This window comes from Maribacter aestuarii (genome assembly GCF_027474845.2).
GTDB lineage: Bacteria > Bacteroidota > Bacteroidia > Flavobacteriales > Flavobacteriaceae > Maribacter > Maribacter aestuarii.
Window position 1 is genome coordinate 1,390,413 of sequence record NZ_CP107031.2, and the last position, 14,093, is coordinate 1,404,505.

Here is a 14,093-nt window from a genome sequence, read left to right on the forward strand (position 1 = left end):
TGTATACAAGGTTTTTTTAGAGAGGATTTAACGCAAATATACATAATTTTTACCCATTTTTGTTTAAGTTTTTTAAAACAGCCCCGTAAAATGAACCGTGTTTTAAGTATTTTTTTAATGCTTTTACTGTTTTCCTGTAGTAGTGACAGGACCAATAGAAATCCTTATTTACAAGAAATTGGTTTTCGGTTTGATGCCAATTTAAATCTTCCGCTTTATAGCCCTTTGACGAATACAGGTAGTGCCATTTTAGTGACAAGTGAGGGCATTGGAACACGAGGTGTGTTCATCGTCAATACCGGTTTTAACCAGTTCCGTGCTTTTGAAGCCAGCTGTCCCAATCACGCGCCCAATAATTGTTCTACAATGATATTGGACGGCCAAATAGCAACTTGTTCGTGCGAAGATTATCAGTATAGCCTGTTTACAGGCCAACAATTGAACAAGCCGGATGATGGCAACCGTTACTATGACATGTTGGAATACAGGGCGACTTTTGGAGGAAATATCGTAAGTGTATCGAATTAAGTCACAGAGCCATTCAGATGTTATTTGTATCTATTTTGTATAGAAATCCATGTTCTCCGTTTTATCTACTTTTTGGGAAGAACCTACGACAAAGTAAACAAGAGATCCAAGAATAGGTAATAACAATACTACCAAAACCCATATCAGTTTGTCATTACTTCCCTTAAACTCACTTTTCACTATGTTAATCAGAGCAATCAAGGGAAGTAAAAAAGATGACAATGCGAAGAGAAGAAGAAAGATTTGCCAAATACCAATCATGAATTTTTATTATTTAACTAGAAAATAGCTATAAATTTCTCTTTAAGATGCATATGCAATCTTTAAAAATTTACCGTGGCTCCTAATAAAAAATTAATTCCCGCTTGCGGATAATACCCGGCCCCTTCAATAGTCGTAATTGTTCCTGGATTAGAGAAATCATCATCAAATGTGAAAAAATAACCATTGGATTCAAATTCCGCATCAAACAGATTGTTTACCAATCCAGAGAAAACAATACTTTTCAAAAACCCATCGCAACGTAGTTCGTATTGTATGTTCAAATCCGTTTGCGAATAGGCATCTAATAAGGAAGCTTCAGCATCTATGTTACCCATATATTGTTTTCCCACATACTTGGATAGCAAAGAAACTTGAAATATTTGGGTTGGGCTATAGGTCAAAATATTTCCGATTACGACGTTGGGTGAAAAGGCAATATTAGTATTTCCTAAGTTCTGTAAAATACCGTCCCTTTGGAATATAAAATCCTGATTCTTGTTAGAACTTATAGCAAAATTTGGTCTAAGTCTAAACTTCTCATTAAACCTGATATTGGCATCAACCTCCAATCCCAAACGATAACTATCGCCTACATTAGCACGTAAAGGAGCTCCTACATCGTTCAACTCACCCGTCAAGACCAATTGATCTCTATAGTTCATATAGTAAACATTCGTATTTATCTGTACATCTGCAGTGACATAACGCCATCCCAATTCAAAATCGCTCAGCCTTTCAGGTCTTGGACTTCCATTTTCGTAATCGTTCCGGTTAGGTTCCCGGTTGGCCACTGCATATGAAAAATAGAGGTTGTTGTTTGGATTCAAGTCATAGGTTACCCCTGCTTTCGGATTGAAAAAGTTAAATGTGTCATCCACCTGACCAGTTTCCTCTCCATTGGCTTTGTAGTTAACAGTTCTATACTGTAAATCCCCATAAAGTGACCATTTATCGTCCAAACTATAATTGGCTTTTGTATACAGGTTGAAGTCGGTTTTAGAAGAATTATCATCATAATATCGGTCCCTATAATCACTATTACTGGCGAATCTGGCCCAAATTACCTCTCCAAAATGATCCCCTTCGTATTTATTCAACCCCCTCCTATAATTAAGTCCAATTTATCTTTCCTGTAATTTGCGGAAAATACGGTTCCGTAAAAATCGTTATCCAACCAACGCCTTCTAATTAAATCTGTAGTGTTGACTTCTTCGCCATCAACATTAAGAGGTTCAAAACCATAGGTAGCAAAATCGTCATCTTCTCGAAACTGCTCAAAATAACCTCTTCCCCTAGTGTAGTGTAAAGCTAAGTTTGTGCTCCAGAATTCGGAAACTTTTTCGTTCCAAAGGAGTTGAGCGTGATCCTGTTTATAATTATCTACCTCATTTTCATAAAATTGGGTATTGCCATCTTCGTCCGTATATATTCCGGACGGATTAAAAGTTCTATCGGTTTCCAAAGTTGCCGCATCTATTCCGTACCAAGACTGATACGTAATTTCATGCCCTCCAAATAGTAACGCTTTAATCAAGGTGTTATCATCCTTATAAGCGCCCTGTAAAAAATAGGAGTCTAAATCCGACGTAGCCCTATCCACATAACCGTCCGACGTAATTCTTGATAAACGACCCGAAATTTCCACATTGTCGTTCAATAAACCTGTGCTGAATTTTATATTGTTTCTTAGGGTTTTAAAACTACCAATAGAGGATGAAATTTGACCATAGGCATCTTCGGAAAATCCATCGGTCAATAAATTTAAACTTGCCCCGAAAGCTCCGGCACCGTTGGTTGATGTACCTACGCCACGTTGCAATTGTAAGCTTTCGGTAGAGGAGGCAAAATCTGGCATGTTTACCCAAAATGTACCTTGGGATTCCGCATCGTTATAAGGAATACCGTTTATGGTCACGTTAACACGGGTAGCATCGCTTCCCCTAACTCTAATTCCGGTATACCCAACGCCCGCTCCGGCATCTGAAGTAGTGACAACGGACGGTAAAAAATTCATTAAAATTGGAATATCCTGCCCCAGATTACGCGGCTTGATATCTTCTTTGGTTAGATTGGAAAATGTTACCGGAGATTCTTTGGTAACCCTAATTGCCGATACGAATACCTCGTCCAGCACAACTTTGCTACCTTCTAAAGAGTCTGTTGATTGTTGTTGGGCCATTGTGGCCAATGATAGTCCAAACATGGACAGTGTAGTAAAAATAAAAGTCTTCATCCGTAAAAAAATTTACGAATAAAAGGGGCTATTATTCTAAGTTAAAATTGATTTTGCCCAACCAAGGACATTGAAAAATTCCAAATAAGCGACTTGCGCATCCCTTAGCGGCATTACCCGCCCAGGTTCATTGGGTATAATCTCAGCTTCATCCGGAACTGACCTCAGTACTAGCCTGATTATGGTTCTGGGATTAGGCACCCCTTTGAGATGGTACAAATGTACAGCAGCCTATTCATCTTTCATAAAAAAAATCTATGAATTATGAATTATGATTATTAATTAAAAACATCAGAACTACAGAATTAACACCTTTTTATAACCTTATAAGCTGTCGCAAACGTATTTAAATTATTACGTACCCACTCGCTATGAACAAACCGAAAAACAAGTTCACCTTAAAAATTATCTTAAGCTATCTATTATTAGTGGTACTTGCCCTTGTGGCTTCATTTTATGTTTATAGTGAAATCCGTGATTATCTATCTACCGAGGTAGCAGAAGAAAACGATGCGAAACTTCTTAAAACAAGTTCTTTCCTTACTCAATTATACGAAGCGGAAAGTCATTCTAAATTGGCCCTTCAGTCCAAAAAAAGAAAAGACTTTGTGGCTTACGCATCTAAAATAGACTCCATCTACACAGATATAGAGCAACTCAAAACATTCACAAACAAGCAACAGCAACAGTATTTATTGGACAGTTTGCGAATACTCTTGGCGAAAAAAGTAGCCAATACTGAAATGCTAGGAAAGCTTAAGACCCAAAACCAGACTGGAACGGCCATTACTTCTGCCTTAGAAAAATTTGATGAAATGGAGGCTTCCTTAGGTATCATTACGGCGGAGGGGCTGGTCCCTAATTTAAACGAGTTGTCCCCAAAGGCACGTGAAGCAATCCAAAAAGTGGCGGATTACCTTAACGCTAATATCCCCACGGATGATACTGAAGAACAAAAAACAAAAAAACTGGATAGTGTACTCGAGGCTTCCAAGGCTTTGCTGATGGAGGTACAGCAGGAAAACACAATTAATGAGAATTCCCTAGCACGAAGAGAAATGGCCATAAATAAAACTGACTTGGAGCTATCCCAGCAACTGAGGAACATACTTTCTGCTTTTGAAAATGAAATCATGGTCAATAGTTTTAATGATAACATTAAAAAAGAGGCTGCCCTTAAAAGAAGTATTCGGCTGGCAAGCATTGCTGCCCTATTGGGTTTTTTGGTAGTGGGGCTGTTTATATTTATTCTGAACAAGGATTTTTGGAAAGCACATCTGTACCGGCAAAAGCTTGAAAAAGAAAAAAAGTTCTCAGAATCCTTATTAAAAAGCAGAGAACAACTTATTGCCACGGTCAGCCACGACCTTAGAACACCACTGAGTGCCATTACCGGCTATGCCAAGCTTCTTGAAAATACTGGTCTACCTCGTCAACAGGAACGATACGTAGAATATATAAAATCCGCCACCGGTTATATAAATAATCTAGTAAACGATCTTTTGGATTTTTCCCAGTTAGAAGCAGGAAAAATGACCGCAGAAAAAATTTCCTTCAACCTCTACGAACTACTGACCGAAACCGCACAAAACATTGCATCCACAAATCCTGAAAAGGAGATAGTATTAGTATTGGATATGGACCACGCCCTACAGTCGCCCATCATAAGTGATCCTAAGCGGATAAGACAAATAATTTCCAATTTGATCGGTAATGCCTATAAGTTCACTCAAAAGGGCAAAATAAGCATAACAGCCAAAGTCGTAGGAACTTCCGAGACAAAACAGCAAGTAAACATCACTGTAACGGACACAGGAATAGGCATCTCTAAGGAAAAACAACAGCTTATTTTTAATGAATTTACCCAAGCTGAAAACGATACCGATAAAAAATATGGTGGTTACGGATTAGGGTTGACCATTTCAAAAAAACTTACTGAATTGTTGGGGGGAAGCATTCGCTTAGAAAGCACTTTAGGAGAAGGAAGTACCTTTGTTTTAGAATTCCCACTTGTTTTTAGTTCTCCCCTTGAAAGTAAGACTCTGCCCGCATTAGAAGAATTATCGAAAAAAAACATCAGCATCTTGATTATTGATGATGATTCTTCCTTTTTACAAATGATAGGCGAAATGGTCAAGACAACACATATTACTCCCATATTGTTCAACAGTTTTGACGAACTAACGCAAACCAAAAAGAAAATACGCTATGATTTGATATTAACGGACATTGAAATGCCTACTATTTCTGGCTTCGAAGTCATGAAACGATTGTCTTCAGGAAGTTATAAGCATTATGATAATCAACCAATAATTGCAATGACCGGTAGACATGACCTTAAGGAAGAACTTTTTACTTCCCAAGGTTTTTCAACCGTAATTAAAAAACCATTTTCTAAGATCAAGTTGCTGGAAACAATAAATCTATTTTTGAGCGAGGGCGATTTAAAAATTGACACAAAGACTAGTACTCCTGAAATTGAAAACTATCAACTTTACAGCCTTAAAACCTCAGAATCGTTTTTGGGTGATGATATGGAGGCTATTGATGAAATACTGAAAACATTTTTAGACGATACTCTTGTAAATAGGGCTTTATTAAAAAAAGCTGTAAAAGTGACCGATTACAACGACATCAATAAAACGGCTCATCGTATGCTTACCATGTTCAGACAATTACAGGTAAATAGATGTATTCCTACTCTAGAAATTCTTGAAATTGCGACTGCCGAATCCCTGTCTATGGAAAAATTAAAAATGGATTTTAAAAGCTTGGACGAAGGTATTGGGAGACTAATTTGTGAGTTGAAAAAGCGACCCATTAGACATCTAGACCATAGTGGCTGATCCTGTTGTACAAAGTCTTTCTGGTAACTTGCAGTAGCTTTGCGGCTTTGGATTTATTGTAATTGGTACGTTTTAAAGCTTTCAAGATTTGCTCCTTCTCAAATTCCGCTTTGGAGAGATTTCCCATATCGTTCTTTACAGGTTTAGATTGCATAATCTCAACGGGCAATGCGCTTAATTGCACTTCATCGGTATCCGATAATAAAACGGCACGTTGGATGACATTCTGAAGCTCCCGGATGTTACCGGGCCAATGATAGGTATTGAAAGCCTCCCATACTTCTTTAGAAAAATCATGTATGTTCTTCTCGAGTTTTTCGTTGAACATTTTTAAAAAATACTTGGCGAAAAGCGATAAATCTCCCGTTCTATCTACCAAAGAAGGGACTTGTAACGAAAATTCATTTAACCTATGATAGAGATCCTCTCTAAAGGTTCCTTTTTCCACCCCCACTTTTAAATCTTCATTGGTAGCGGAAATAATCCGAACATCAACCTTTATTTCCGAATTGCTTCCAATACGTTTTATTTTCCGCTCTTGCAAAGCCCTAAGTAGTTGTATTTGGTTCTCATAGGAAAGATTGCCAACCTCATCTAAAAAAAGGGTTCCACCGTTGGCTGCCTCAAAGCTTCCAATTTTATCGGCAATGGCACCCGTAAAACTTCCCTTCAAATGACCGAAAAATTCGCTAGCCGCCAGTTCCTTTGGAATGGCACCGCAATCCAGCGCTACAAATGCATTGTCTTTTCGCTTACTCCTATCATGAATCGCCTTGGCCGTGACCTCCTTCCCCGTACCGCTATGGCCAGTTATTAAAACGGACATGTCCGTAGGGGCTACTAAAGCAATATATTCCTGTAATTTTAGCGAGGCATCGCTAATAAATTGGAGTTCTTTCTTTTCACCGGCAATATTGTCGCCATCACCCGTAATATCGCCGGAATCTTGATTTGAACTGGCTAGTTTTGTTTCAGTTGATACCGGTACTCTATGCAATGCACCTTCAAGTACTTTGAGAATTTGTTCCGGGGTAAAAGGTTTGGCTATGTAATCATAAGCTCCCTTTTTCATTGCCTTCACCGCAGAAGCCACTTCAGCATAACCTGTCATAACGATTATCGGTGTTTGCCCCTCAAGTCCGGATATCAATTTTATCCCATCATAATCTGGAAGTCTTAAATCAGTCAGGATCACATCAAAAGCCTCTTCCTTTAACCTTTTTTCGCCATCTAAACCGGTATGGCTGAGTAGTACGTCAAAACCTTTCTTAGTCAAAAACTTTTGGAGCATTTGAGCAAAAGAGGTGTCGTCTTCAATAATTAAGATTTTGGGCATGATGGGCTAAGTATACAATCTATCTACGTAAAAATACCATAAGAAAGCTACTTGTTTTCTAAAATTGTCTTAAACCTTAGCCTCAAAAAAAATGGAATCTGGAACAAAAAATTATAGCTATACACGCCTTAAAATAGAAGAAGGTAGCACATAGCTACCTTCTTCTGACCAAACCAACTTGATACAAACAAGTTATACCATATTAGAGATCTAACCAATTACCGTTCTCGTCCGCATATAATGTGCCGGAAGTACCGTCTTCCAAAGAGACTTCCAACTTATACTGTTTTTCCTCATTTATATACGCTTTATTTATAGTTGCCATAGGGTAATTTTTGACTACAGCTTCTGTAACTGCCACTGGTAATTCCGATGTTGCTATTTCGGTGAATTCATCCATCGTAACGATTACTTCCGTTGAATCTACTTGAGCTACATCTGCCTCTTGGGCCATTACTGATAAACTTCCGATAGCCAACGCTCCTAAAAAAAATAACTTTCTCATTTTTACTGTTTTAAATTACTATTTCATTTTTAAAATCAATTACTTAAATGGGAAAACAGTGCCAAAATAAAAAATTATAATTATTAATTGATTATCAACGTTTTACAAAAATTTATTGTTTTTTTAATTGAGTAAATATGTATGCCTTGAACCTTTTATGTGTAAAAAATACACGCTTTTGATTCCATTAATAGTCCGGGAAAGCAATCTATACTTTTATAAAAGCTGACATAAAAAAAGCTGCAAAAGCAGCTTTTTAATCAGAGTTATCTTTATAATTATTTCTTATTAATCCAGTTACCATAAGGGTCAATGTAAACCGTTCTCCGAGTCCCACTTTTCAAGACCATGATAAGTTTAAATTCTCCTTTGGAATTTCGATAGGCGGCTCCCAATTTTGAAGTAGGATATTGCTTAAGCAATTCTTCTACAACGGCAGGAGTAAGCTCGCTTGATTCAATTCTTTCGTAATCGTCCGAAAGGGTAATTGTATTATGGTATTGATTCAAATCTGAATTGTCCATTGCAGCTACATTAAAAATCAACCCTATTGCCAAAAAGGCCATAATCATATACTTCATCCTAAAAATTTTAATCGTTAAACTTATTTATTTACGAGGCTTACTGAACTCTAGATGTTCACTCCTACATTTTATAGCTTTTTTAACGCAAAAAAAGCTGCCGAAGCAGCTTTTCCTAAACTAATAAACTAATTATAGAGAACAATTACATCTCAAGCCAATTACCTTCGGCATCCGCATATAAATCCATGGTGCTACCGTCTTCGGCAGATACCTCCAATTTATATTGACTCTCTTCATTAACATAAGCCTTATTTAAGGTTGCCCCCGGAAAATCCGTTTCTAAAGCGTTTAAAATTGCAGCTGGAACATCGGCTGTAGAAATTTCTTTATAATCTTGATAAATGACCTCTTCCATAATTCCATCATGGAAAATTGGTGTGGCCGCCATTACCAAACTCATACTTCCTAAGGCCAATGCTGTGGCAAAAACTATTTTTTTCATCTTCATATATTTTAAGTTAAACTTTCTTTTTAACCGTAGTGGAAAAATGATGCCAACAGATAAAATATAGAAAGTACAGTGATAAATAACTAATTATCATATTATTACAATCAAAAGAGTGGAATTGAGGTCTGTATAATTATGCATCCAAAATGATAAAAGTGTGTAAGAAATACACACTTTTAAAGATAAAAAGAGAAAATTTCTAAGCTTGATGTGAAGGTTTCAATAAATCATTAACCGTCTTTACAGGATTGAAGGTCACTAGTGGTACTTCTACAAAAATCGTATTCCAATAGGCCATGGCCCCGTTCCATAAACCCGGAAGTTCCAGCGCTTTCAACTCCCTTCCTTCCTTTGTTTTTCCGGTAATAAACCCTTGCTTCCTATCCACAAAATCTAAAAGGTCATACTTTTCACCTTTATAATTTCGTACGCCACATACTAAATCTACCGGGTTAAAATGCGTCGAATTTTGCAATATGTCTACTTGTTCCGAATTATCCATATCTATCTGTGCGGACTCTATAATCTGCAAGGAAACGTTACCTTCACTATCGGTTATCCAAAACGGGCCACCACCCGGTTCCCCCTCGTTTTTAACCATACCGCAGATTCGGATAGGTCTATTTAATCTATCCTTTAGGATTTTTATTTTTGCCTCATCTGAAGATTTCGCATAACTTGAATTGAATCTAACGTTCAATCGTTCTTTAAGGAAATCTTCTATTTCATTAAAGTCCGTCTCCGAATTTGAATCCTCATCCAAAATTTTGGCATAGGAAAATGCTTTTTCCTGAACTTGAATTAACACGCCCCCCAGCACTTTTTTGCTCTCCGCAACGGCATCCGCATCTTTAGTTATAGCAACATTATCAATGTTTTTTATGAAAATTATATCGGCATCCTGTTCGTTCAAGTTCTCTATTAAAGCTCCATGACCTCCTGGGCGAAACAACAATGAACCATCCGCATTCCGGAAAGGTTCATTTTTCATATCTACTGCTATGGTATCCGTAGATGGTTTCTGAAAGGAATAATCTACGTGAAATTTCGTATTGGTATCTTCCGATACCTTTTCCCTTACTTCATTTAATTCAAAATTGAACATGGCCTCATGTTGTTCTGATATTGTAAAATGCAGGTTTGATTTACCATTGGAACTTGCATAAAGAGCCCCTTCCTTTAAATGTTCCTGAAATGGGGTTTCCGAACCACTTGGATATTTATGAAAAGGTAATAGGCCCTTAGGATAAAAACCATAGTTCAAGGCGTTCTCATCCAACAGTTCGTTAACAAAATCATAGACTTTTTTTCCTTTGCTATCGTAATCTTGTTTCAAATCTTTTATAACGTTCTCATAAAACGGAAATTTTTCAAGTCCGTCTGCAAAGACACTCATTTCCTTATCGTTGGTCCTTTCCAAGTAGGTTTCTAGAGATTCTTCTTCTGGGTTATAAGTTTCCAGAAAATTGAACAAGGCCTTGAACATTCGTGAAGCTGCCCCTGATGCGGGTACAAATTTTAAAATGGATAGTTCGGGTAATCGTTTTTCAAAAAGCTCCACCAATTCTTTTTCTTCAGCTTTTGAAAATTTATAAATTCCGTTACCGACTATCGCGGCATTTTTTAAATTTACAAATGGTATGCCCTCTTTAAATGTACTTATCTGATCTTTTACTTTCTGCTCGCTTATTCCTTTTTCTACTATTTGTTCCCTGTCCTTGGCTGTTAAATTCATCGTTTTTCTAATAAGTTATCTATGTGTTCTACAGCGGTTTTTAAACGCTCATTTTTACTTCCTTTTAAGATAATAAATTTACGCTCGTATTTTTCTAAAGTCTTCTGAAAATACAAAAACATTTCTTCACGTTCATTTGGTTTGTCCCTCAGATCATCCGCTTCCCAAGGTATATCAATATATGTTAGTAGGTAAAGGTCGTAGGTATTTTTAACGGCGTACTTTTCCAGTAGCGGGTCACAGTCACCTACGTAATACGCTTCGGAATATACCTTGGTTTCCAATAAATCCGTATCACATATCAGAATATCTGTTGCTTTTTTCGTCAACATGTTTTCTAGTCTCATTTGACCTTCGGCAATGGGTAATAAGTCGTGTGGTTCGCAGGTTTTTCTTGTATTGTTCCATTTTTCCTGCAAATATTCTCGGGCGTACTCGGGTACCCAAACCGTATTGTAATACCTGGCCAACTGTTCGGACAGAGTGGTTTTCCCAGTAGATTCTGGTCCAAAAAGGACTACTTTGATAATGTTAGAGGGCTCTTGTTTAAGTTTTTCTTCCATGCGAAATAACCCTGGACGGCCAGGATGGTAAATATAAGATATTGAAGGGAAAGCATGCCCCATCCCCTGTAGGCATACAACGGGATTGTTAATAAATCGGCAAAAATCCATAACGTCCAATTCTCCAACTTTTTGAGTGCCATGTACCACATGGCTGTAAAGAAAATACCTGAGGTGAAAATGTCTATATAATTAGAAGTAGTTATCACAACATCAAATGCCCTGTAAACTCCATAAGTAACAATCATGGTCAAAAGAAAAAGTCCAAAGCCAATTACTTTTTCCCGTTGGCTGGTCCTGGAAATCTGTACCACCTTCCTATCGTTTTTCGTTCGGGCCCAATTCCACCAGCCATAAATACTCATAATAGAAAAGTAAAAATTCATCATCATGTCTCCTATTAGCCGGTCTCTGAATAAGAGATATACAGTAAGTATTGTGGCAACTAGCCCGGTAGGATACACCCAAATGTTTTCTTTTTTAGCGAACCATACGCTCAGAATCCCTGATACAAAGACAATGGCTTCTAAAACAATTATGAACACTTCCTTTTCTTTGTAAGGATCTAGGAAAAAATCAAAAATGGGGCTCATAGTCGCTTCTATCGGATTTAACCAACTTCATGTATAGCAGTCCTTTGTCCATCAATTCAAAAGCTATTTTTATTTCGGTCTGTAGTACTTTCATGACGGCATCGTAATCGCCGTAAACCTGCGTGCTCAAAGGATTTTCCAGAATGGTAAGTCCGGAGGCTCTGAGTTTTTTGATAAAGTTGATTATATGTGACTCAAAATCATCCTGTAGCGGAGAGAAAGTAAGTTCTACTGATATGTTCATTCTTATGTGTTAGGTGTTAGGTGTTAGGTGTTAGGTGTTAGGTGTTAGGTGTTAGGTGAAAATACTTTAATCGATATAAAAATTCTAATCTTCAAATATGATGTTTTAGTTTATTTACAGCAGACCAAAAAATGTCAACTAACAACCTTTAGAGCATAGACACAGGTGAAGCCTTCAAATTCTAAAAAAGCGATACTGTATTTGGACCCCTTTCCTTCGTAAAGAATTTCTGCGGTTGTCCTTTGATCGGCGAAAGAGAAATCCGCAACATCTATATGATGCAAAAAACTAATTCCCACTTCGCCGTATATTTTGTAGAGTGATTCCTTTGCACCCCAAACTATGGTCAATTTTCTAATGATGGCATCGGTATTAGCCAACGTACTGTATTCTTCAAAAGGTGTGAACTTATGGGCAATGCGTAAAATTTTCTCGCGTTGCTTTTCTACATCGATACCAACCTCTGTTCCATCACTGATAATGATCGCCGTAAAATTATGGGAATGGGTGATAGAAATATGCTTACCATCCCTTAAATGAGGTTTTCCTACCTCATCATAGTACAAATCTGCATCAACATAATTGTAGTGGGCCATTAAATGACGTATGCTCAAAAAGGCCCTGCGGTGCATCTCGGATTTCATTCCGTCAAAACGTTCCTGACAATGCTGGGTTAGCTCAATGCCCTTCGCCAAATATGCCTCTGTTTCATCGACCTTCCAAATGGCCAGTGAGGTGACTGGATCAACTGTTATAGTTTTGTAAAGCGGCATGGGATTCTTTGTCTATTTCGTACCTTTGAAGCGCAAGAAAAATAGCTAAACACTTACGAACGAAAGTAAAAAGAAAAAAACATATGAGCACCAAAACGATTCCATTTGTACCTTATAAAGTAAAGGATATTAGCCTTGCAGGATGGGGCAGAAAAGAGATTGAATTAGCAGAATCGGAAATGCCCGGATTGATGGCGTTGCGTGAAGAGTATGGTAACGAGCAACCACTTAAAGGTGCACGTATAGCAGGGTGCCTTCACATGACCATACAAACTGCCGTCCTAATCGAGACCTTGGTAGCTTTAGGTGCAGAAGTAACTTGGAGCTCCTGTAATATCTTCTCTACGCAAGACCAGGCAGCAGCTGCGATTGCAGATGCCGGAATCCCTGTATACGCGTGGAAGGGAATGAACGAAGAGGAATTTGATTGGTGTATAGAACAGACCTTATTCTTTGGTGAAGATCGAAAGCCCTTGAATATGATTCTGGACGATGGTGGTGATCTTACGAATATGGTACTGGATAGGTATCCAGAACTGGCAGCCGGTATTAACGGATTATCGGAAGAAACGACCACAGGAGTTCACAGACTCTATGAGCGTGTTAAGAATGGAACTTTACCCATGCCGGCTATTAATGTAAATGATTCCGTTACTAAATCTAAGTTCGATAACAAATACGGTTGCCGTGAAAGTGCGGTGGATGCAATCCGCAGGGCTACGGATACCATGTTGGCAGGAAAAAAAGTAGTCGTTGCAGGCTACGGGGATGTTGGTAAGGGAACCGCAGCTTCTTTTAAAGGAGCCGGTTCTATTGTAACGGTTACTGAGATTGATCCTATTTGTGCACTACAAGCCTGTATGGACGGATTTGAAGTGAAGAGATTGGAAACCGTAATTGGGAATGCAGACATCGTAATAACCACTACCGGCAATAAGGATATTATCCGAGCAGAACATTTTGAAGCGCTAAAGGATAAGGCCATCGTTTGTAATATTGGACACTTTGATAATGAAATTGATATGGCGTGGTTGAACAAAAACCATGGCAGTACCAAAGATGAAATAAAGCCACAAGTGGACAAGTATACCATCAATGGTAAGGACATTATAATTTTGGCTGAAGGTCGATTAGTAAACTTGGGTTGCGCTACAGGGCATCCAAGTTTTGTGATGAGTAATTCATTTACTAACCAGACCTTGGCTCAAATTGAATTGTGGAACAATAAGGATAACTACGAAAACGACGTGTACATGCTTCCAAAGCATTTGGACGAAAAAGTTGCTAAACTTCATCTGTCTCGCTTAGGAGCTGAACTAACGGAACTTAAGCAAGACCAGGCCGAATATATTGGCGTCACCGTGGAAGGACCTTATAAACCAGAGTATTACAGATACTAGAAAAATAATTATACAAAAAATGCCCTCGTGAATATCGAGGG

At 38.0% G+C, this 14,093-nt stretch carries 13 protein-coding genes and 1 pseudogene; 3 read left to right on the forward strand and 11 right to left on the reverse strand.

Translation table 11 applies throughout. The features are described from left to right. The first annotated feature begins 90 nt into the window (after positions 1-90). Positions 91-528: a Rieske (2Fe-2S) protein gene (locus N8A89_RS06290; protein ID WP_281541493.1), complete on the forward strand. Its 438-nt coding sequence runs from the start codon at positions 91-93 to the stop codon at positions 526-528. A gap of 30 nt (positions 529-558) precedes the next feature. Here N8A89_RS06290 and N8A89_RS06295 read toward each other — a convergent pair whose 3' ends face one another. Both N8A89_RS06295 and N8A89_RS06300 read right to left on the reverse strand, forming a co-directional pair. Then, a complete protein-coding gene (locus N8A89_RS06295) occupies positions 559-789 on the reverse strand; it encodes a PLDc N-terminal domain-containing protein (RefSeq protein ID WP_281541494.1) in 231 nt (76 codons plus the stop codon). A 62-nt stretch (positions 790-851) separates the two neighbouring features. Beyond that, positions 852-2,971: pseudogene (locus tag N8A89_RS06300) on the reverse strand (TonB-dependent receptor). A 425-nt stretch (positions 2,972-3,396) separates the two neighbouring features. On the opposite strand from N8A89_RS06300, the gene N8A89_RS06305 reads away from it, so the two are divergent. After that, entirely contained in the window at positions 3,397-5,871 is a 2,475-nt protein-coding gene (locus N8A89_RS06305; protein WP_289645130.1) for a hybrid sensor histidine kinase/response regulator, read from the forward strand. Here N8A89_RS06305 and N8A89_RS06310 read toward each other — a convergent pair. The 9 genes from N8A89_RS06310 to N8A89_RS06350 form a co-directional block, all read right to left on the reverse strand. Next, on the reverse strand, positions 5,846-7,207 hold the full coding sequence (locus N8A89_RS06310) for a sigma-54-dependent transcriptional regulator (RefSeq protein ID WP_289645131.1): 1,362 nt from the start codon (positions 7,205-7,207) through the stop codon (positions 5,846-5,848). The genes N8A89_RS06305 and N8A89_RS06310 overlap by 26 nt on opposite strands. Positions 7,208-7,409: 202 nt before the next feature. Next, positions 7,410-7,712 carry a hypothetical protein gene (locus N8A89_RS06315; protein WP_289645132.1) on the reverse strand — a complete coding sequence of 101 codons (303 nt, stop codon included), beginning with the start codon at positions 7,710-7,712 and terminating at the stop codon, positions 7,410-7,412. Positions 7,713-7,990: 278 nt separating this feature from the next. Beyond that, positions 7,991-8,293, reverse strand: a complete 303-nt coding sequence (locus tag N8A89_RS06320; RefSeq protein ID WP_281541497.1) for a hypothetical protein — start codon at positions 8,291-8,293, stop codon at positions 7,991-7,993. 145 nt (positions 8,294-8,438) lie between these two features. Continuing rightward, positions 8,439-8,738 (reverse strand): hypothetical protein, encoded by a 300-nt coding sequence (locus tag N8A89_RS06325; protein ID WP_281541498.1) that lies wholly within the window; start codon positions 8,736-8,738, stop codon positions 8,439-8,441. A gap of 205 nt (positions 8,739-8,943) precedes the next feature. Further along, positions 8,944-10,479 (reverse strand): DUF4301 family protein, encoded by a 1,536-nt coding sequence (locus tag N8A89_RS06330; protein WP_281541499.1) that lies wholly within the window; start codon positions 10,477-10,479, stop codon positions 8,944-8,946. Beyond that, on the reverse strand, positions 10,476-11,042 hold the full coding sequence (locus tag N8A89_RS06335) for an AAA family ATPase (RefSeq protein ID WP_281541500.1): 567 nt from the start codon (positions 11,040-11,042) through the stop codon (positions 10,476-10,478). The genes N8A89_RS06330 and N8A89_RS06335 overlap by 4 nt, the downstream gene beginning before the upstream one ends. Continuing rightward, positions 10,997-11,635 (reverse strand): nicotinamide riboside transporter PnuC, encoded by a 639-nt coding sequence (pnuC, locus tag N8A89_RS06340; protein WP_281541501.1) that lies wholly within the window; start codon positions 11,633-11,635, stop codon positions 10,997-10,999. The genes N8A89_RS06335 and pnuC overlap by 46 nt, the downstream gene beginning before the upstream one ends. Next, positions 11,619-11,879, reverse strand: coding sequence for a thiamine-binding protein (locus tag N8A89_RS06345; RefSeq protein WP_281541502.1), 261 nt, complete (start codon positions 11,877-11,879; stop codon positions 11,619-11,621). The genes pnuC and N8A89_RS06345 overlap by 17 nt, the downstream gene beginning before the upstream one ends. Before the next feature lie 134 nt (positions 11,880-12,013). Then, positions 12,014-12,652, reverse strand: coding sequence for a 4'-phosphopantetheinyl transferase family protein (locus N8A89_RS06350; protein WP_281541503.1), 639 nt, complete (start codon positions 12,650-12,652; stop codon positions 12,014-12,016). Between the two features lie 83 nt (positions 12,653-12,735). Between N8A89_RS06350 and ahcY the strand changes: the two genes are divergently transcribed. Next, the gene (ahcY, locus tag N8A89_RS06355) at positions 12,736-14,052 is read left to right on the forward strand and encodes an adenosylhomocysteinase (RefSeq protein ID WP_289645133.1); all 1,317 of its coding nucleotides are present in this window, start codon (positions 12,736-12,738) and stop codon (positions 14,050-14,052) included. The last annotated feature ends 41 nt before the right edge of the window (positions 14,053-14,093 follow it).